17 protein-coding genes are annotated in these 20,739 nt (G+C 45.9%); 8 read left to right on the forward strand and 9 right to left on the reverse strand.

Going from position 1 to position 20,739, the window contains the following annotated elements; genetic code table 11:
* Positions 1-15: 15 nt before the first annotated feature.
* Complete coding sequence (locus PTW35_RS21835; RefSeq protein ID WP_281028964.1) at positions 16-918, forward strand: LysR family transcriptional regulator; 903 nt, start codon at positions 16-18, stop codon at positions 916-918.
* A 50-nt stretch (positions 919-968) separates the two neighbouring features.
* On the opposite strand, the gene PTW35_RS21840 is transcribed toward PTW35_RS21835, so the two are convergent.
* From PTW35_RS21840 to PTW35_RS21850, 3 genes are all read right to left on the reverse strand, one after another.
* Positions 969-1,493 (reverse strand): NUDIX hydrolase, encoded by a 525-nt coding sequence (locus PTW35_RS21840; RefSeq protein WP_281029123.1) that lies wholly within the window; start codon positions 1,491-1,493, stop codon positions 969-971.
* A gap of 45 nt (positions 1,494-1,538) precedes the next feature.
* Positions 1,539-2,588 (reverse strand): GGDEF domain-containing protein, encoded by a 1,050-nt coding sequence (locus PTW35_RS21845; protein WP_281028965.1) that lies wholly within the window; start codon positions 2,586-2,588, stop codon positions 1,539-1,541.
* A gap of 152 nt (positions 2,589-2,740) precedes the next feature.
* The gene (locus tag PTW35_RS21850; protein ID WP_281028966.1) at positions 2,741-3,673 is read right to left on the reverse strand and encodes an alpha/beta hydrolase; all 933 of its coding nucleotides are present in this window, start codon (positions 3,671-3,673) and stop codon (positions 2,741-2,743) included.
* 193 nt (positions 3,674-3,866) lie between these two features.
* Between PTW35_RS21850 and galE the strand changes: the two genes are divergently transcribed.
* Positions 3,867-4,883, forward strand: a complete 1,017-nt coding sequence (galE, locus tag PTW35_RS21855; protein WP_281028967.1) for a UDP-glucose 4-epimerase GalE — start codon at positions 3,867-3,869, stop codon at positions 4,881-4,883.
* Between the two features lie 75 nt (positions 4,884-4,958).
* Here galE and PTW35_RS21860 read toward each other — a convergent pair whose 3' ends face one another.
* On the reverse strand, positions 4,959-5,573 hold the full coding sequence (locus PTW35_RS21860; protein ID WP_281028968.1) for a DUF2238 domain-containing protein: 615 nt from the start codon (positions 5,571-5,573) through the stop codon (positions 4,959-4,961).
* 258 nt (positions 5,574-5,831) lie between these two features.
* Here PTW35_RS21860 and PTW35_RS21865 point away from each other — a divergent pair, with 258 nt between their 5' ends.
* Entirely contained in the window at positions 5,832-7,172 is a 1,341-nt protein-coding gene (locus PTW35_RS21865; RefSeq protein ID WP_281028969.1) for a DEAD/DEAH box helicase, read from the forward strand.
* Positions 7,173-7,257: 85 nt separating this feature from the next.
* Here PTW35_RS21865 and PTW35_RS21870 read toward each other — a convergent pair whose 3' ends face one another.
* Genes PTW35_RS21870 through pdhA form a run of 3 tightly spaced genes read right to left on the reverse strand, consistent with a single transcriptional unit; the run spans position 7,258 to position 10,467 of the window.
* Complete coding sequence (locus PTW35_RS21870) at positions 7,258-8,406, reverse strand: dihydrolipoamide acetyltransferase family protein (RefSeq protein WP_281028970.1); 1,149 nt, start codon at positions 8,404-8,406, stop codon at positions 7,258-7,260.
* A complete protein-coding gene (locus PTW35_RS21875; protein ID WP_281028971.1) occupies positions 8,403-9,386 on the reverse strand; it encodes an alpha-ketoacid dehydrogenase subunit beta in 984 nt (327 codons plus the stop codon). The genes PTW35_RS21870 and PTW35_RS21875 overlap by 4 nt, the downstream gene beginning before the upstream one ends.
* A complete protein-coding gene (gene pdhA, locus PTW35_RS21880) occupies positions 9,379-10,467 on the reverse strand; it encodes a pyruvate dehydrogenase (acetyl-transferring) E1 component subunit alpha (protein ID WP_281028972.1) in 1,089 nt (362 codons plus the stop codon). The genes PTW35_RS21875 and pdhA overlap by 8 nt, the downstream gene beginning before the upstream one ends.
* 358 nt (positions 10,468-10,825) lie before the next feature.
* On the opposite strand from pdhA, the gene PTW35_RS21885 reads away from it, so the two are divergent.
* On the forward strand, positions 10,826-11,278 hold the full coding sequence (locus PTW35_RS21885; RefSeq protein WP_281028973.1) for a hypothetical protein: 453 nt from the start codon (positions 10,826-10,828) through the stop codon (positions 11,276-11,278).
* A gap of 201 nt (positions 11,279-11,479) precedes the next feature.
* Complete coding sequence (locus tag PTW35_RS21890) at positions 11,480-12,394, forward strand: cation diffusion facilitator family transporter (RefSeq protein WP_281028974.1); 915 nt, start codon at positions 11,480-11,482, stop codon at positions 12,392-12,394.
* Between the two features lie 803 nt (positions 12,395-13,197).
* Here PTW35_RS21890 and nagZ read toward each other — a convergent pair.
* Positions 13,198-14,202: a beta-N-acetylhexosaminidase gene (gene nagZ, locus PTW35_RS21895; RefSeq protein ID WP_281028975.1), complete on the reverse strand. Its 1,005-nt coding sequence runs from the start codon at positions 14,200-14,202 to the stop codon at positions 13,198-13,200.
* A gap of 410 nt (positions 14,203-14,612) precedes the next feature.
* Between nagZ and PTW35_RS21900 the strand changes: the two genes are divergently transcribed.
* The gene (locus PTW35_RS21900) at positions 14,613-15,092 is read left to right on the forward strand and encodes a DUF1097 domain-containing protein (RefSeq protein WP_044621101.1); all 480 of its coding nucleotides are present in this window, start codon (positions 14,613-14,615) and stop codon (positions 15,090-15,092) included.
* Positions 15,093-15,148: 56 nt separating this feature from the next.
* Here the strand turns inward: PTW35_RS21900 and PTW35_RS21905 are convergent, their stop codons facing one another.
* Positions 15,149-16,102 (reverse strand): siroheme synthase, encoded by a 954-nt coding sequence (locus tag PTW35_RS21905; protein ID WP_281028976.1) that lies wholly within the window; start codon positions 16,100-16,102, stop codon positions 15,149-15,151.
* A gap of 337 nt (positions 16,103-16,439) precedes the next feature.
* On the opposite strand from PTW35_RS21905, the gene PTW35_RS21910 reads away from it, so the two are divergent.
* Both PTW35_RS21910 and PTW35_RS21915 read left to right on the forward strand, forming a co-directional pair.
* Positions 16,440-17,561 (forward strand): efflux RND transporter periplasmic adaptor subunit, encoded by a 1,122-nt coding sequence (locus PTW35_RS21910; RefSeq protein WP_281028977.1) that lies wholly within the window; start codon positions 16,440-16,442, stop codon positions 17,559-17,561.
* Between the two features lie 2 nt (positions 17,562-17,563).
* Positions 17,564-20,716 (forward strand): multidrug efflux RND transporter permease subunit, encoded by a 3,153-nt coding sequence (locus tag PTW35_RS21915; RefSeq protein ID WP_281028978.1) that lies wholly within the window; start codon positions 17,564-17,566, stop codon positions 20,714-20,716.
* Positions 20,717-20,739 lie beyond the last annotated feature (23 nt).

Below are 20,739 nucleotides of genomic sequence, written 5' to 3' on the forward strand. Positions count from 1 at the left end.
GTATTGAGGTCTTGAATGTTTATCAATATGGATTTGAACCTGCTTAAAGTGTTCGTTGCTGTTTATCGTCACCGTTCGATCACGTTGGCTGCAGAAGAAATTGGAATGACGCAACCCGGTGTGAGCGGGCTTCTCAAGCGCTTGCACCATCAACTCGGGGTGCAACTGTTTGTACGTTCCGGCCGTGGCATAGCGCCCACCCACCAAGCACAAGAATTAATGCGGCAGATAGAACCGGCCCTTACTCAAATTCACAATGCACTTGAGGGAATGGAATCGTTCTCGACACAACATGACCGTCGCTTTGTTATTTATGCCTCCGAGCCAGTTATGTTGATGTTATTGCCAAAAATAGAGGCGGATGCATCACTGGGTAACGTAAAGATTGAACTTCATCCGACACTGTTGAGCGAAGAAAAACTGATCCATAGTCTTAATCAGCAACAAGCCGATTTGGCTATCGACTTCGCCAATTTTTCCGCGCCATCATTTTTATTTGAGGATTTATTTGCAGATGATCTGTGCATCATTGTCCGTAAGCAGCACCCAAGAATTGCCGATTCAATCTCATTAGAGCAATATTACCAAGAGAAACATATCACCCTGAAACTACGGCGAGAGGATGCTTACCTGGCGGACTACTTCACGGAAGAAAGTCTGGAGGAACGCAATATTGCAGCGGAATGTGATTCACTGCTTTCGCAAATGTCACTGGTTTCAAGCTGCGATTGTGTCGCCGTTGTGACGAGGAGCATGGCGATAATGTTTGCCGAGAAGTTGAATATAAAGATCCTTGAAGCCCCTTTTACCAACATTCCGATCCGCTATCGTTTAATGACTCACAACCGAATGAGGCAAAGTCCAGCCAACAGGTGGCTACGGGACAAGCTCAAGTCGTATTTCACGGCAACGGTGTAAAAGTTTTCCAAGCTTAATCATACATGTTCACATTGAGCCTTGGGGTGAGTCTAATTTGCGGCTAGCAGCCCCATGGCATGTAGTTTTAAAAATGCCGCAAGTGTTTTGGCGTCTTTTATTTCATTTTGTGCCACCTTGGCGAGGAAATCTGTTGGTGACACCTTAACAACTTCAATGACCTCATCGTCATCGCACTGGGCTTGGCAAGGTTTCAACTGGGTTGCTAAGAACAGATATTGCACCTCGTCACAAAACCCTGGCACGGGATAAAGCTCCCCCAAGTTATGCCAATGCCTTGCTCTCAACTGGCATTCCTCTGCTAATTCACGCTGCGCACAGCCTAAGATATCCTCGTTTGGTTCCAGCGTGCCTGCCGGAAATTCCAAGATCCATTTTTTAATTGCTGGGCGATATTGGTTGATCATTACCAGATCACCGCCTTCATCGATTGGAACGATAATGACTGCTCCGGGATGCTTGACAGTGGTAAAGTCTATCTCCCTACCGTCAGGAAGGGTATGGTGTGACTGTTCAACAGAGAAGCACTTCCATTGGCAAAGGGTTTTCGTTGTCATCATTCTGTTACCCGTAATGTATGTCTTGACAGCGTATGGAATTTATCAGCCGATGGCAATTTGATCTTTCCCCCAGTTTTTTGCTCGTAGCAAAGCGCTGTCAGCTTTGATGTAATCAAGGCTGAAGTTTTGGTATTCAACCAAGGTCAGGCCGATACTTAGCGTCACCGAAATATTTTGTGCATCGTCAAGTTCCAGCTGCCAGTTTTTGATTTCTTGTAGCAGCTGCAAGGCCATGCTTTCAGCTTCCATTTGGGATGTCTCGGGGAGTAGCAAACAAAACTCCCCATTTCCCATACGGGCGAGGCTGTCTGCTCCTTTGAGGTGATGATTCAGGCATTGGGACACCATGATAAGTACTTGATCGCCAACTTCCAGACCGTATCTGTCATTGATATCTTTGAGCCCATCAATATCAACCAGAAGTAAGGAAAAGTCTTTAAGGTAGCGATTGGAACGATAGGCTTGATGAAGGTATTGCTCTTCAACACCTTTGCGATTTAGAAGGCCGGTCAGAAAGTCCTTCTTGGCGGTATCCTTAACCCGTTTGATTGCTTCATTGCGATGCTGGGCCAGTAAATAGGCCATAACAAGTACCATGGCATAGGCACTTATGTTTTGTAGTGCTTCGTTGATCTGCAGGTGTTTGTGAATATATTCATCAGCACTCATGGCCATGTAGTACAAACCAAATAGCAAACTGTACCAAGAAGCAAACTGATGCCTGAGGGTGAAGAAGCACAATAATGGGATGGTGAGTGCAATGGTATTGTTCAGTAAATTTGCCCCATCGGTGTAGAATCCATAAATGCAATTAGCCGTGGTATAGATAATAAAGAGCCAAATAAGGATATGTGGACTTTCCGAGCGTTTGTTCACCAAGGAGAGGCATTGACAAAGGAGGGCGCCCAAGAGGGCTTGGCTTGTTAGCCACATAGAGTTTGTCGAGACGAAATACGAGAAGGCAATAATAAGAAAGATAATGCCGGCAACGGGGAATAAGATGGACAACTGTCTTCTTAGCGTTTCCTTGCTAAGTTCAATGTAGGCGTGATTCTCAGATTGTAGCTGGTGGCTCTTAAAAACCATACTCATGGCAAAAGGTTATCCTTAGATAAAGCAAAACTCCAGCCAATACGCAACCGCACGCATTGGCTGGGTAAGCTTAATCTAAGGTGCGAGCCTTGTCTAATTTTCTGTCGAAAAAAATGTAATTGGTTATTCTGTGATGGCTCTTGGTTGAAATGTTAACTAATGAATATTTTCAGTAATTTAGTGACTGTATTTGGCTGTTCGTTGGTGACGCCGTGCGCGGTTTCTGGCAGCACGACGATAGCCGAATTGAGGTGCTGGCTGAGAGCTAAGCCATTTTTCAGGGGGAAAATTTGGTCACTGTCGCCCCAAATTAACATTGAAGGTGGAAAGGTTGCGGTATCAGCAAGTGAGATTCGGTTTCTGTCTTCTACAAGTGATTGTATTAAAACCTCCTTTTCTTTTTTGTACGGAGAGAAATAACTACTGTAGATTTGTTCTGCGACAAAATCTGGCATCTTTTTCGGCTCGTAGAATACATTATCGAACAGGCGTCTGACTTCATCGCGGTTGGTTGGTACAAAGAGCTGCTCAGGCTTTTCCACTCCGGCTCGACGACATAGCTCCTCGAGATCGGCATCACTAAAGAGTGGTCCTGGGCTGGCAATGATAACGCTTTTTTCAACTCTATCCGCTTGCATCATCATGTTATAGGTGATGAAGCCGCCATAAGAAATACCAGCGACGTTTATTTTATCGATTTTAAGGGCATCGAGCAGTTGCCAAATAGTCTCGGTTTGGGTTGTGAGATTTGGGGTTCCCATGCTGTAAGATTCACCGAACCAAGCAAGGTCCGGCGCAATCACTTGATAATGCTTGCTTAGCTCAAGCATTTCTTCTTTCCAGGTAGAAACCGCGTTACCGCCAAAGCCGTGGATGAGCAATAAGGGTTTACCTGTCCCGCCAATCCAATACTTTAACTGGCCGCCTTCTTCAAGGTTGAGAAGGTGCTCTTGGTAGCCTTGGGCATAAAGCTGGTCATGATCGTGCTGTTTTTTCCACTGCACCAATTCACAACCACTTAAGGTAAACAGGGTGAGAAATATAGCAATGAATTTAGTCAGTTGCTGGTTAGTATGAAAGCGCATGAGAATATCTCCATTCCCCAAAAAAGAACGATGCTATTATACGCTGTTTTATTTTTGTTGAAACTGAACTGATTATTGCTCGCAAATTACACAGGTAATGTGATCGTTACTTTATTTTCCATATGGTTATGATACTTTATGCCCAGTTTAACTAATATTGTTTGAGTAATTCCTCATTCAAAGGGAGAAAAGCATGCGAGTTCTCGTCACCGGCGGTATGGGCTACATTGGCAGCCATACGTGTGTTCAGATGATTGAAGCGGGTATGACGCCGATTATTGTTGATAACCTATACAACAGCAAAAAATCAGTGTTGGCTAGAATTGAAAAGCTGACTGGTGTAACACCTGCATTTTATCAGGGCGATATCCGTGATCGTGCTTTCCTTGACAAGGTATTGGCTGAAAATGAAGTGGAATCGGTGATTCACTTCGCGGGCCTCAAAGCCGTGGGTGAGTCAGTTGAAAAGCCACTGGAATACTATGATAACAATGTTCACGGCACTTTGGTTCTCGTGGAAGCGATGCGAGCAGCTGGTGTAAATAGCCTGATTTTCAGCTCCTCTGCGACTGTTTATGGCGATCCGGCAAGTGTGCCAATTACAGAAGACTTTCCGACCAGTGCGACCAACCCATACGGTCGCAGTAAATTGATGGTGGAAGAGTGCCTGACTGATATTCAGAAAGCACATCCTGAAATGAGCATTACGCTGCTACGTTATTTCAACCCAGTTGGCTCACACCAAAGTGGTGAAATGGGTGAAGATCCACAGGGTATTCCAAACAACCTGATGCCGTTTATTTCTCAGGTTGCTGTTGGTCGTCGTGATTTCTTGTCCGTTTTCGGGGATGACTACCCGACAGTAGATGGAACAGGGGTGCGTGATTACATCCATGTGCTTGATCTTGCTGATGGCCATTTGGCGGCGCTTAATCACAAGGGCAAGGAAGCAGGCTTGCATATTTATAATCTAGGAACCGGTAATGGTTTCAGTGTATTGCAGATGGTTAAAGCTTTCTCAGACGCCGCTGGTGTTAATGTTGCTTATAAAATTGCACCTCGTCGTCCCGGCGATATTGCAGAATGTTGGGCTGATCCGGCGAAAGCTAAAGCCGAGTTGCACTGGGAAGCGACACGTACTATCGAAGACATGACTGCAGATACTTGGCGTTGGCAGTCTGCTAACCCGAGTGGTTACCCTGATTTGTAAAACATCATAGTTGCAGATAATACGCATAAAGCCCGCCATTGAGCGGGCTTTGTTTTAGTTTATTCATAGCACATGTTAATTGACATTGTTTTCAAGCTGGTAAGGTTTGATGATATGGAAAATAACCAAACTGGTGATTGCACCTAATGTATCGGCAAGCATATCTTTTTGCGCATCCCAGATATCTCCTTGGCTTCCAAGAAACTCAACCCCGGCATCCCCTCCTGCGAGTACGGCATACCACCATTCAATAATTTCATAACTCGCGGCAATAGCCATGATTGCGGCCAAGGCAAAAACAGAGGCCCAAATAGGTTTGCAAACACCTTTGCGAACTAGAAACTCGGCGATAGGGAAAGCATAAAGACCGATAGAAAAGTGTGCGACCCGGTCAAAATTGTTACGTTGAGAACCGATAAAATCGTTAAACCAGTCAAATGGCACATTAGCAAAAGTATAATGGGCACCGATGGTGTGAAGTGACATCCAAATCGCAATCAGGATATAGGCCGTGTTAGAAAACTGGAAAAAACGGTAGGTGATCAGTAAAGGCGCTAAAATGAGCACAACAGGGATAATTTCCGCTAGCCATACATCCGGAAAGGCAGGGTCTAAACCGGACCAAATAATGATGTGAGTGACAATCAGAAAAGCAATAAACGGTACAGAGTGGTTGCGAATTTGTGTCATTAATTCAATATCCTACATACATCCATGTGGTGCGTGAAGATTAACATATTGAAGGTAACTTTAACTGAATATCTCTATAGGTTTTGCTACCAGCGCGTTATCTGCATGATAAGGCAATAAATCTGTACCAATTAGATGCCTGCAAATGGAAATGTGGTATAATGCTCAGCTGACCAAATTTAGAGCTGTGTGATTACAGTCACACAGCTTGTACTGTATTATTCTTGCTCATAGTTGGGCAATTACCGGAGCATCATTTTGCAATTTAACGATCTTGGATTAGACCAGCGCCTGATTAAAAAACTAAACCACTTGGCGTTCGATAAACCAACTGAAATTCAAAAAGCAGCAATACCTGTTGGCATTCTCGGCAAGGATGTATTGGCCTCGTCCAAAACAGGTTCTGGTAAGACACTGGCTTTCTTGTTGCCAGCTATGCAGCGTATGTACCGTAGCAAGCCATTTACGCGCCGTGATCCACGTGTTCTTGTTCTGACACCAACTCGTGAGTTGGCCAAGCAGGTCTTTGCGCAACTACGTACATTGAACGCAGGTACTCCATATGACGGGGCTCTGATTGTTGGGGGCGAAAATTTCAACGATCAGGTTAAAGCACTCCGCAAGGATCCAATGTTTGTGATTGCAACACCAGGCCGTCTGGCAGACCACCTTGAACATCGCAGTACTTACCTCGATGGCTTGGAAATGCTCATTCTTGATGAAGCTGATCGTATGCTGGATCTTGGTTTTGAGGCGCAGCTTCGTCGTATTCATGAAGCTGCAAATCACCGCCGTCGTCAAACCATGATGTTCTCAGCAACGCTCGACCATGCTGATGTCGTTAGTATTGCCAGTGATATGCTGAACGCGCCAAAACGTATCTCAATTGGTCATTCGGCCGAAGAGCATACCGATATCACTCAGCGCTTCTTACTTTGTGATCACCTTGATCATAAGCAAGCGCTGCTTGATAAGATTCTGGAAACAGAAAACTATAACCAGATGATTATCTTTACGGCAACCCGAGCTGATACCGATCGCCTGACCAAAGAGTTGAACGAGCGTAAATTGAAAGCCGTTGCGTTGAGTGGTGATATGAACCAGACCCAACGTAACGCAATCATGAGCCAGTTTGAGCGTGATTGTCACAAAATTCTGGTGACAACCGACGTTGCCTCTCGTGGTTTGGACATCGAAAAAGTGTCGCATGTTATTAACTTCGATATGCCTAAGCATGCTGAAGAGTATGTGCACCGGATCGGGCGTACCGGCCGTGCTGGTAACAAGGGTGATGCCATTTCCCTTGTGGGTCCGAAAGACTGGAAGAGCTTCAAGAATGTGGAAGCCTTCCTTCAGCAGTCTATAAGCTTCACGGCGATTGAAGGCCTGGAAGGTAAGTTCAAAGGCCTGAAACCTGCGCCGAAGAAAAAGTTTGCCAAGAAGAAGCCAACGGCGGCTAAGCTGCAGGACAAGAAGACCCAGGCTAAACCACAGGCCAAGAAGAAGATGGACAAACGCTTCTACGATAACATGGCTGTCGGTGATAATGTCTTTATCCCGAAAAAGAAAAAGCCTGTTAGCCCTTCTTCTGAAGACTGATCCCGGTTTTAGCGATATCAAAGAGAATGCCAGTCAAATGACTGGCATTTTTTATGGTTATAGCTTTGAACTATGGGCTGTAGATTTATGCTGATGGCTGCTGCAGGTGATCCACCAGGGCTTTCATGAACCTTGCTGCCTCGCCGCCGGTACATGCGCGATGGTCAAATGTCATCGAGAGGGGGAGGGCTTTGGCCTGTTTGACCTTTCCTTGCTCGAGTACCAGTTTTTCAATGATCCGGCCAGCCCCGATAATGGCAACTTGTGGCGGGGTTACCACCGGTGTGGCGAAGATGCCTGCAATTGCTCCGAAATTAGATAGGGTGATGGTCGCATGCTGCAGTTGCTCCCTACCTATTTTCCGTTCACGTATTCCAGCTACTGTTTTGTCCACCCACTGTCTGATCCCTTTGGTACTGTATTCATCGGCATTGCGGAGCACTGGGACATAAAGGCCGTGTTTGCTATCAACGGCAATACCGATATTAACCGTATGGTGCAAGCAGCGGGTCATGGTTTCCGCATCAAACCAAGCGTTGAGAGCCGGCTCCTTTTTGCAGGCATCGACGATGGCTTGCACCAAGCGGCAAGTGATGTCTTGTTCTGGTTGCCATGCCGCAAGGCTGGCCTCTTCCGTTATTGTTACTGCGGCAATATTATGGTGGGACTCCGCCATTGCACCGACCATGGTGCGGCGAGCTCCTTTCAGCACTTCAGTTCCGGGCAACTGTTTGTCGCAGGCGTTGTAGACATCTTTGTCTAGAATGACGCCATCAGGCCCACTCCCTTGAATCGTACTCAAGTCGACCCCCAGTTTTTGCGCAAGCAGCCGTGCTGATGGCATTGCGCTTAGGGGATGTTCGGATTTTTCCAGTTGCGAGCTTCCAACCCAGAACTCATCAACATTAATATCATGGCTGTCTTGAGCAACTGTACCGACAACGGTGGCTGCGTCGTTTTTCTGCGGGCTAGTCTGTGGTCTTGAGGGGACAGATGCGGCGGATTCTTCAATTTCCAGCAATAAGCTTCCTATACCGATAACATCACCGGCTTCGCCATGGCGGCTAATGATTTTTCCGCTGTATGGGGCAGGGACCTCAACGGTTGCCTTAGCTGTTTCTACCGTCAATACAATTTGGTCTACCTCTACATAATCCCCGATATTGACATGCCACTGAACGATTTCAGATTCAGCCAGCCCTTCACCTAAATCAGGCAAGTTAAATGCTTTCATTTCCACCCCTCCACCAGCATTTTTGCCGCATCAACAATGTCATCTTCCTGAATCATGAAATAATCTTCATTTTTGTAATATGGCATGATGGTATCTGTACCCGTTACCCGTCTCGGAGGGGCCTTCAGCAGGCACATGGCCTGCTCGGAGATGCGTGCAATAATTTCTGCACCGACGCCGCATGTTTTGCAGGCTTCATGTACAACAAGTAATCGACCAGTTTTTTCGAGCGATTTGATGATAGATGCCATGTCGATAGGTTTGATGGTGGCCAAGTCAATGACCTCGGCTTCAATACCTAGCTCAGACAATGTCTGGGCAGCCTGCAGGGATTCGACAACGCATGCTCCCCAGGTGACCAATGTAAGATCGCGGCCTTTTCTGAGAGTGAAGCAAGTGTTTAGTGGCAAAGCCTCACCGTTATCGATAACTGTCGATTTTACCGTACGGTAGATCCGCTTCGGTTCAAAGAACATAATGGGATCGTTGCTTCGAATCGCTGCCAGCAGCAAGCCGTATGCTCGCTGGGGGGATGACGGGATCACGACACTGATTCCAGGGATGTGAGCAAATAATGCTTCGACACTTTCTGAATGGTGTTCCGGGGCGTGGATCCCACCCCCGAAGGGCGCGCGGAAGACGGCAGGACAGGTCAAACGGCCACGTGTGCGGTTTCGCATTCTAGCTGCGTGGCATACTAGGTGCTCCATCGCTGGGAAAACGAACCCCTGAAACTGAAATTCAGCGACAGGTCGCAAACCTTGAGTCGCCATACCGACGGTAACCCCACCGATTAAGGCTTCAGCCAATGGAGAATCGATAACACGTTTGCAGCCATATTTTTCTTTGAGCCCGACAGTTGCGCGGAAAACACCACCGTTATCTCCGACGTCTTCCCCAAGCACAACCACATTCTGGTCGTGGGCCATCTCGTAATGCAACGCCATGTTGATGGCGTCCAGGAGGGTGACTTCAGCCATGGTTACCTCCTTGCATGCGCATTGCTTTATTGATTATTAGATCACGTTGGCTCAGAAGATCCTCGCTGAGCTGTTCATAGAGAAAGTCAAAGGCCGATTCTGGTGCCTGCGGTGTCATGCTGAGATAGTGATCAACGACAGTTTCTATCACTTCTTTGCAGTGAGCTTGCCAACTAATATCATCCTGCTCAGACCAAGCACCCTGTTCGATAAGGAAGGTTTTGAGACGCTTAATGGGTTCAAACTCCCAGGCTTGCTGGAGTTCATCTTCACTGCGGTATCGGGACGCATCATCTGCCGTTGTATGATCACTAAGCCGATAACTGACAGCCTCTATTAACGTCGCCCCTTTGCCTTTGCGGGCATGATCCAGTGACATTGTAACAATATCAAACATGGCGACCACATCATTGCCGTCGACGGTTATTCCTTCAATGCCAGCTCCTTTGGCTTTGTCTGAAAGTAGCTCAGCCCCACACTGGATAGCACGAGGAACTGAAATTGCCCATTGGTTGTTGTTGATGACAAATACCAGCGGGATGTTCCATGCTCCTGCGCAGTTTAAAGATTCAAGGAAATCACCTTTTGATGTAGCGCCATCGCCACAGGTAACTAGCGCAACATTATGATTGCCTTGAATTTTAAGGGCTGCTGCAACTCCGACGGCATGGGTGCACTGAGTAGCAATAGGAACACAGAACGGCAGGTCGCGGCAACGTTCCTCATCGGGGGAGAAGTCACTGCCGCGTTCGTCACCCCCCCAGTACTGGAGGTTTTTTTCCATTCCAATACCGCGCGCCCACAAGGCCGGCAGGTCGCGATAATAGGGGATGAAAACATCAGATTTTTTCAAGGCGCGTCCGATGGCAATACCAATTGCCTCAGACCCAAGGTGAGAAGGGTAGGTTCCCAGTTTACCCGTGCGCTGTAGAGCGACTGCTTTGTTGTCGTAGGTGCGGGTTAAAACCATATCGCAATAGAAACCTTTCAGGGTCATAAGATCAGCCCATTCAGGGAGCGGCTTAACCAACTTGCCACGGTGATCGATGAAGCGATGCATCGGCATAGCCAGAACATTCATCTTTAGCTCCTTCTGGTGCTGCCTCAAAAGAGGCGGACAGCAAATCAAAAGAACGTGCCGTTAAGAGAGTGAAGAAAAGTATCGTTAGCTGGTGAGGCGACGTTCAATAGTATTAAGTGTAATCAAATTGTTAACATTCGCTGATGCTCAGATTTCATGGATTAGTAAACTTATCGGTACACTTGACTGCTTTATCAATAAGGGCGAGTTCTTGGTGGTGTTTTAGTGTTAAGACTGGGGTGCAGAAATTTTAAAAGTGCTGATGTGATCGCACATACTTTAGCAATGGCGTGCACACTTCGTGCAATATGCCTTCCTGGCGTATCGATCTAATAAGCGCTTTTACAGGGGCAATTTTATGAAATGGTATACTAGCCTAGCCGCGATGATAGTAATGTCTGCCTGTTCATCACAGGCGAATGTGAGTGAAATTGCCCAACAGAAGACCCAGTTCATTAAAGACGAGTGCTATCGAAATGATGCCGGCTCGCTTAATGATGCCTTTAAAACGTTCATGTCTGACAGGCAGGAGGAGCTGGGTGGATTACGTTCAACTCTGAGCAATGAAAACTATGAGCAGCTGGATTATGCACTAAAACACTTTGTGACTTACTGGGACCAACTTCAGACGGAAAGAAACCTGGCCTGCGAACAGCATGCAACTTGTGAGTTCATTAAGTTTAAAACCCCTGAGTTGCAGAGCAATCGTGACTTTTGCGATGGTACTGATTTTGAGTATAGTGTTAGCCGAGCTAAAATAATCAATTTTTTCAGTGATATAGAAAGGTTGGAGCTGCAAAAGTCACCTTAGCTTTCTGCTCTCTGTCAACGTCTTCCATCTTGCCCGTATTACGGGTATTGCCATTTGGTATCATCACTAAATTCGCTATCAATTTGATTACAAATGCATAACTGTGCTAAAGGTATAGATGTAAACACGTGAACTGGCGTATCATAATTAGTGCCATTTCCGGCTGTACTTGATGTTAATTATTTATATAAGGAGGAAATTATGGCTATTAGCCGTAAAATTAGTAAAGAGCGTTTAGCACTGAAGTTATCCCTAGCCGGTACTGTTGTACTGTCCTCGCTTGGGATAGGTTATGGACTCTATGTTGGTTCCAACGCCATTCTTCTAGACGGTATGTTCTCTTTACTTAGTATGGGAATGACAGGGCTAAGCCTGTACACCGCATATCTTGTTACTAAACCCGATGATAAGTATTTCCAGTTCGGATATGCCCATATTGAACCGTTAATCAACGTCGTCAATGGCTTGCTCATCTTACTCACATGTATTTTTGCCTTTTTTAGTGGTGTGCAAACCATTGTCAATGGCGGTCACGAGATAGTACTGGAGCACGCAATTTTTTATGCAGTGCTATCTACAATCTGCTGCTTTGCGATCTTTTTCACCGAGACCTATATCGCTAAAGCAGAGCAATCTGAATTGGTGCGAGTCGATTCACAGGAGTGGCTGATTGATGGGATATTAAGTGCGTCAATTTTGGTAGGCTTTATTGTAGTAATGATCTTGGATCATTACGGGTATTCGCAGTGGAACCGTTATGTCGACCCTATTTTGGTCTCGGCGTTATCACTTGCGGCGGTAGTTCTGCCAATTAAAGTGTTACGACGTAACCTGAAGGAGGTCTTGCTGGTCGCTCCACAAGATGATGTGCAAGAAAATGTTGACCGGGTGATTGAGAAACTGTCGAAACAATATCACTTTGATGCCTACACTCATCACTTTGCCAAAACAGGCCGGCAGTATGATCTCGAAGTCAATATCCTGGTAAAGGACGACACGTATTGGACGACCAAGCGACAAGATCAGATAAGGCTTATCCTTTGGGAAGCCTTATCTGACGAACTAGGAGATACCTGGCTTTCTGTCAGCTTTACGGGGCAGGCGAGATGGCTATGATTACAATCTGATGATATAAAAGAGGGCAGGAATTGCCCTTTTTTTATATTTTTTGCTCTTGTACTTATTGATATACCTAGACGTTTCCAACCGGTTACTTGGTTGAAGTGGTTAGCTGCTATGACTCGGAACAGTCTTGCAAAATACTTTGGCTTGAATCATCCATAACTATATCTAATCTGAACTGGAAATAAATCTAGTCAAAAATGACCTAGTTATTTTTTCCTTTTACCCGCAAAATATTCATTAATTCATCAAATAATCAATGAACGACTGTTAGAGTAACAGCGGTGCTGTAGAAAATAGATTTAAACCTATGTATTTTAGATAGATATGTAGTTTTAAATAGATAAAAAAGTATAGATTTCGATGCAGTTGGGTCGAATATTATGCAACTTTTTAGTGCATTTTTTGCTCTGTTGGGGTATCTTGTCCCCAGTCTAAAAATTGCTTCTACTGTTAGTGGTAATCTTTAGACTTACAGCTAGCATTCTGATGCGAATTTATTTCACACTTTTCGATAAATCATAGGTTTATGTGATTATGGAAACATTACTGGTTATTGCCTTCATCATTGGTGGTTTCTACATTATTTGCAAAGAAAAGAAGAAATGTGACAAGTACGTCGATCACTCTCGTGACTCTTTTTGATTGATACCTTTTAGAGTGATCTGCAGTCATTACGGATTAGCACTGCTTAATAATTCTTCTTATTGACGCTAATAAATCAAATCGCCCGTATATTATTCTGCTAAATGCTGCGGGATGAATAGTACGGGCGATGTTTTAAATGTAATGGTCTGTTAAACTTGTTTTTCTAACCATTCTTCTCGAAGACGTGTGATACGTTTTTGTGTTTCCTGCCATTTTGAGGTTTTGACCAAGTCTCGGTATTCGCCAGTTGGTTTTTTTAACAAAGATTCCAAAGAGGGAACTTGCGTCTGCGGTAACCCATCCAACGCTTCAATGGCTCCAGTACGGTTATTGCAAAGCATAACCATATCACATCCGGCCTGCTGGGCAGCTAAGGCTCGTTCACTATAGCTACCAAGAACATCAGCACCTTTCATATTTAGGTCATCAGAGAAAACCACGCCTTTGAATCCCATCTCTTCTCGCAGGACTTGCTTCAACCAGTAGCTGGAGCCACTGGCTGGTGATGAGTCATAATGGTCGAACACGACATGAGCCGGCATCATTGCATCGAGCAGATTTGCATCGAGCAAAGATTGAAAAACCGTCATGTCATGACGTTTGATGGTATCGCGTGAGTCAACAGGAGTCTCCAAATGCGAATCGGCAATAACACCGCCGTGGCCAGGAAAGTGCTTACCGGTCGCGGCCATTCCCGCCAGTTTCATACCTTTAATAAACTCTGATGCATATTGAATAACTTTTTGTGGATCATCCGAAAAAGCTCTATCGCCAATGGCTTTGCAATCAAAGCCGAGGTCCAGCACCGGAGCAAGGCTAAGATCGATATCCATAGCCAGTAGTTCAGCTGCCATGAGCCATCCACCGTCATAAGCTAAAGACTGACCGTTATTGCTTTGAGCAAATGCCTTTGCCGGTGGAAGTAAGGTGAATTCTTCGCGAAAACGTTGTACCCGGCCTCCTTCTTGATCAACAGCAATAAGGAGAGGGCGCTTGGCGGTATTGCGGATATCTTTGGTAAGTGCGCGTAGTTGTTCACGATCATGATAGTTGCGGGCGAAAAAAATAATACCGCCTACAGTAGGGTGTTGGATGATCTCGCGATCTTCTGCATCTAGCTCATAGCCAGCTACATCAAGCATCAGAGGGCCCATGAATTCTCCTTACGGATATTTATCTAATAATAACAACCAGATAATTATCCCATATAATCTGGTAATACCATAATGAACACGCTTAATTATAGGGAAAATTGACCGAGTTTTAGCAAAGCCAACACATCAGCTAGGAGCGTTTAATAAGAGCGAATTGCGACATTGCTAGACAATAATACGTGGTTTTTGTTTCCAGTGGGAAACGCTTAGTTTTGTAATGGTTTTCATCACTGAATATAATATTTGATACCATAAGATAAATCATTGATTATTAATTGGATAGCGTGATCCCTGTCAATCTTTGAAATGTAATGTAGGTGTTTTGCAGTGAAATTGTGATCTTGCGCGCTTTATTGCTTTCTCTTGTCCCTTAAACTGTTTCCTTGATTGTCCAATTAGGGAAGTAAAACATGTCAACTTTGGTCGCAATTGCAATTACAACTGGAATCCTATCTGGAATATGGGGATGGGTAGCGGTATCTCTCGGTTTGTTGAGCTGGGCCGGTTTCCTTGGTTGTACCGCATATTTTGCTTCCCCTAAAGATGGCCTTAAGGGCTTATTGCTTAGCTTGGCGACGACGCTGAGTGGCGTGTTCTGGGCAATGGTTATTATCTATCTTTCCACTGAGGTAGGGATTGAGATCATCGGATATGTTATTACTGCGGTGGTCGCTTTCTTGATGTGTGTTCAAGCTAAGCAAGCATGGCTTAGCTTTATTCCAGGTACCTTTATCGGCTCATGTGCAACATTTGCCGCAGGCGGCGATTGGCAGTTAGTCGTACCTTCGTTGGTATTGGGCATTTTGTTTGGTTATTCAATGAAAGCTTCTGGTCTGTGGCTACAGCAGAAGTTGGCCAAGCCAGAGGGAAACCTAGTCACTGCCGAGTAGACATGAATGAATTGAAAAAATGCCGCAGTCGCGGCATTTTTTGTATCTGATTCAGGCTAAAGGCAAGGGACATAAATGCCATTGAAATCCTTCTGAATCGGCTTTAGGAGGTTTGCTGCTTGTGCCTTTGGTGCAAGTACACAAACTCTCAACCCACGGTTAAGGAGTTGCTGTACTTGGGCCTTTAATGTTTCCTCGCTAAATGGCTCACGGTCAGCATCTCGTCGACACAAATCTACAAACGCATCATCAGCGCCCTCAATGCTATCCGCGTTGCCAGGGTAGAGTACAAACTCTGCTTGCTGCATTAACCGCAAGGCTTTTAAGGTCAGCATTTCTGTATCGGTACCGGTTTCTAGCAAATACAATGCAGCCTGTGATTTAGGATTGTGCTCGAGCAGCTCCATAAAGACATGTTCAAGTTCTTCTTTAGTTTTGGCTTGTTCTACGCCTGAGTGGCGGAAAAATAATTCCCAGAACTTGCGTCTTTCATCGACAGTCACAAAATGCTGTTTGATCCGCTCCCGCTGCTCCCCGGCATAAGAGGCTAACAACGACAAGTTATGTGGTAGCTGGGTTTCCAGTTTCTCCCTCAGGTAACGAACCAGAACCGGTGAGGCTCCACCACTGGAAACCGCAACTTGAATAGGGCTTCTATCAATGATGGAAGGGGTGATGAAGTCGCAGTACTCTTTATCGTCGACAACATTAATCCAGATACCAAGCTCAGTGGCGTCATGGTGGACTTGATGGTTCAGGGCCGGATCGTCAGTTGTTGCCCAAACCTGGTAGCAACCTTCAAGATCACTTTTGTCATAAGACTTTCTTTTCCAATTTATATGTCCAGTGTTTGCTAACTGGGTTAAATAGCTGTGCAGCTTGGGAGAAATAACGGTGATGCTTGCCCCTGCTTTTCGTAGTAAGTCCACTTTTCTACAAGCAACCTCACCACCGCCTATTACTGTAACTTTTCTCTGCTTTACAGAGAGGAAAATCGGGAAATAGTCCATGTTTTATATTCTTTCTAGGTATATGTGCTGTCTGTAAGTCTCTGACTTGTAGTCATATCTTTTTCTGTCTACTATAAAAACACAAATTTTCAAGGTTTGAAATAATTTGAAACACTCAGATGGTAAAATTGTTTCAATACATATAACTGTTCAGCTTGGATTAAAGGCATAATGCTAGCTTATACAGCATATAAAAAGTGTTAATTATAAAAACCTTTGAACACCTTCAAGTTACTCTAATTTAAGTAAAATGATTAGTCATTCAGCAATAATTAGAGTGATTGAATATAACAAATTTCAAGCGTAGTTTTTACATAAATTTAAGATGGTCGGCAATATGAATAAAAAACTTATGATTGCGACACTAATAAGCTCAAGCCTGCTTGTTGGTTGTGGCGATAAGTTGTCAGGTCCTGCGGGGGGAATGGCTCCTCTAGTTGCGGTACAACCGGTAACTGTAATTGATTACCAGCAGGGAAAACAGTTTGTAGGCAGAACTGAAGCAATAGAAGATGTGGCCATCACAGCTCAAGTTTCAGGCTACCTTAAAGCACGTTCGTTCAATGAAGGTGAAGAGGTAGAGAAAGGGCAGGTGCTATTTGAAATTGAACCTGCTGCCTATGAAGCGCGTGTTGCTAGTGCAACCGCGGCAATCGCTCAAGCTGAAGCGACCCTCAAGCGTGCTAATCTGGATTGGCAGCGTGGCCAAAACTTGTTGCCGAAAGGCAGCATTAGCCAATCGGAATTTGATCGCCTAACCGCTGAAAAGCTTAGTGCAGAAGCACAGCTCAAAGCAGCGAATGCGCAGTTGAAATCGGCAGAAGTCGATCTATCGTATACCAAAATCACAGCCCCATTTACTGGCCGTATCAGTGATAGCAAGGCCAGTATCGGTGATCTTGTTTCTCCAAGCTCCGGTGTATTGACTACCTTGGTAAGTCTAGATCCGATTCAGGCATCATTTAATGTGAGTGAGCGTGAGCGCTTGAACTTAGGTATCGATAGCCTTGATGGTGCAGGCAAAGGCCAGGGTGATGTCGAAGTTGTTCTTACCCTGACTAATGGCAAGCAGTACAGTGAGCTGGGTAAAGTGGACTTCATCGGCAACCGAATTGATCTAAATACCGGTACGATTGCCATGCGCGCAAGTTTTGCCAACCCAGATCAGTCTCTGCTTCCAGGCCAACATGTTCAAGTGTTCCTGCGTGAAAAAGAGCCAGTAAAACGTATTGTTATCCCTCGCCGAGCAGTCCAAAGTGATTTGGAAGGTGACTTTGTCATGGTACTTGCCGAGGGGAATGTCGCTGAGCGACGCAATGTGGTTCTTGGTCCTCAGACTGATCACGGCATTATTATTGCCGAAGGTATTAACAGCGATGATGTTGTTATGACCAAAGGCCTTCAGCGTGTACGTAATGGTGTGCCAGTACGACTTGAAGATACAGGGGCGCAAGAGTAATCATGCTAAGTCGCTTTTTTATCCAGCGCCCTAAGTTTGCGCTGGTCATTTCAATTATTCTGACGCTGGCGGGGGCGATTGCCGTCCTTAACCTGCCAGTGGCCGAATACCCTAAAATCAGTCCTCCATCGGTATCTGTTACTGCTTTTTACTCGGGTGCGAGTGCTGAAGTAGTTGAAGAGGCGATTGCCGATCCGATCGAAGCATCGGTTAATGGCGTAGAAAACATGATCTACATGTCGTCTAAAAGTGCCAACGATGGTTCATACAACCTGAATGTCACGTTTGATATCGGTACAGATCCCGATATGGCGCAGGTCAACGTTCAGAACCGTGTTTCTCAGATTGAGTCTAAACTACCTGCCGAAGTGCGCATGGTTGGGGTGACGGTCAAGAAGCGTTCTCCGGACTTGTTGATGGTACTGAACTTCTATTCGCCGGATGGTAAATATGATGACCAGTTCCTGATTAACTACATCAACCTTAACGTGAAAGATCAGCTGGCGCGTGTTAAAGGTATCAGTGAAGTTAACGTCATCGGTGGCGGCGAATACGCAATGCGTGTTTGGTTGAACCCTGAAAAAATGGCCAACCTGAACCTGACAACCTCTGACGTCAATGCCGCACTGTCTGAGCAAAACGTGCAGGTTGCTGCCGGTCAAGTTGGCGCAGCACCGTACAATAATCCGCAAGAAGTTCAGTTCAACCTGGTAACCAAAGGTCGACTGCAGACTGTCGAAGAGTTCGAGAACGTTGTTCTTCGTGCTAACAACGATGGCTCGATGGTCTACCTGAAGGATGTTGCCCGTGTTGAACTGGGTAAGAAGTTCTACAGCGGTAACGGCATGTTCCGTGGTCAGCCAGCTTCAATCGTGGCCCTGAACCTACAGTCAGATGCCAACGCACTTGAAAGTGGAAAGGCTGTAATGGATCTGTTGGAGCGCATGAGCGCCGACTTCCCTGACGGTATGGAATACGAGACCAGTTACGATACGACCTTGTTCGTCTCTGAGTCTATTAAGGGTGTAGTTGTTACTTTGATTCAGGCTATTTTGCTGGTAATCGCCGTAACATACATGTTCCTTGGCAGCGTTCGTTCAACACTTATCCCTGTTGTTGCGATTCCGGTATCGCTTATTGGTACCTTCGCCATCATGTTGGCTGCAGGCTTTACCATCAATACGGTTACTTTGTTCGGTTTGATTCTGGCGATCGGTATCGTGGTCGATGATGCGATTCTGGTTATCGAGCAGGTCGATACCAACATGAAGCGGGATCCAAGCCTGACGCCGCCGAGAGCGACCTTGATTGCAATGAAGGAAGTAACTGGCCCGATCATCACGTCGACCCTGGTGCTTCTTGCGGTATTCGTACCGGTTGCCATGCTGCCGGGCATTACCGGTATCATGTACCGCCAGTTTGCCCTGACTATCTGTATTTCGGTGGTTATCTCGTCAATTAACGCGTTGACACTTTCACCGGCATTGTGTTCGCTGGTACTTAAGCAAGGTGGCGGTAACACCGCGCGTTGGTTCGAAATCTTCAACCGAGGCCTTGATAAGGTCACATTGAAGTACGGTTCTATCGCTGGTTTCATGGTTCGTAAAGCGGGCCTGCTGGTTACCTTCTTTGTGCTGGCAGTAGGTGCCGTAACATTCCTATCGAAAACCACATCGACAGCATTTGTACCGACAGAAGATAAGGGGATCTTGCTGGTTAACGTACAGTTACCTGACTCTGCTTCATTGTCACGTACAGAAGAAACGACGGCCAAGCTGCAAGAAATTCTTGCTGATGAGCCGGGTATTGAGGGTATTACCGTTGCAAACGGTTATGCATTCCTTACCGGTGCGGCAGCGTCGAACGGTGCATCTCTGTTCATTAAACTGAAAGAGTGGGATGAGCGAAATGCAATGGCAGGTGACCATTCTTCTTTTGCGATTTCGAACCGCGTCAATGGCCGAGCTGCGATGGAGCTGCCAGAGGCAATTGTCTTTGCTATGGGGGCACCAGCAGTGCCGGGTATGGGCGCGGCGGATGGCTTTGAGTTTGTGCTTGAAGACACCTTGGGAAGAAGCCGTACTGACCTAGCCAATGTGATGGGTGAAATGATTCAGACCGCCAACCAGCAGCCTGAAATCCAGTTTACCTTCAGTACATTCCGCGCCAACGTTCCTCACTACTATATCGATGTTGACCGTGTTAAGGCGAAACAGCTAGGTATTCCACTAACGGAAATCTTCCAGACGCTACAGGGTAACTTGGGTTCAATGTATGTTAACGACTTCACATTGTACGGTAAGAACTTCCGTGTAACTGTGCAGGCGGACAGTGATTACCGTGACGGCCTAGATGCGCTTCAGCGTTTCCATGTGCGTTCATCAAGTGGTCAGATGATCCCGCTAAGCACCATCACATCGGTAGAACAAGTGTTCGAACCCGATGTAGCGTGGCGTTATAATATGTACCGTTCGGCAGTGATCCAGGGTAGTCCGGCACCAGGCTATTCAAGTGGTGACGCGATTGCCGCGATGGAACGAGTTGCAGCTGAAGTTCTTCCTCAAGGCTATCAGTATGAGTGGACAGGTATGGCTTACCAGGAAGTGAAAGCGGGTAACCAGGCTATTTATGCCTTCGCCTTGGCATTGGTGTTTATCTACTTGTTCATGGTGGCACAGTACGAGAGTTGGAGTATTCCGCTGGCGATTATTCTTGTTGTGCCTGTCGCGACGCTAGGTTCTTTCTTGGCGCTTGCAATGACCGGTACTCCGTTGAACTTGTATGCACAGATTGGTTTAGTTCTGCTGATTGCACTGGCGGCTAAAAACGCCATCTTGATTGTAGAATTTGCCAAGATTGAGCGTGAAGAGAAAGAGCTGGATATCGATCAAGCGGCGGTCCGTGGTGGTAAGCTACGTTTCCGTGCGGTAAACATGACGTCTTGGTCGTTTATCTTGGGTATTCTGCCTTTGATCTTTGCAAACGGTGCAGGTCATATCAGCCAGAACTCATTGGGTATTTCATTAACCGGCGGTCTGTTATGTGTGCTGCTGGCAGGTACCTTCCTGATCCCAGGCTTCTTCGCCTTGGTTCAGCGACGTCGTGAGAAATTCCACGGCGGTTCAACCAAGTTGATCCCGCTTGATGAAGAGTGATGTATTCATCCTCTGTTAAGTGA

This window comes from Photobacterium sp. DA100 (assembly GCF_029223585.1).
Taxonomy (GTDB): Bacteria; Pseudomonadota; Gammaproteobacteria; order Enterobacterales; family Vibrionaceae; genus Photobacterium.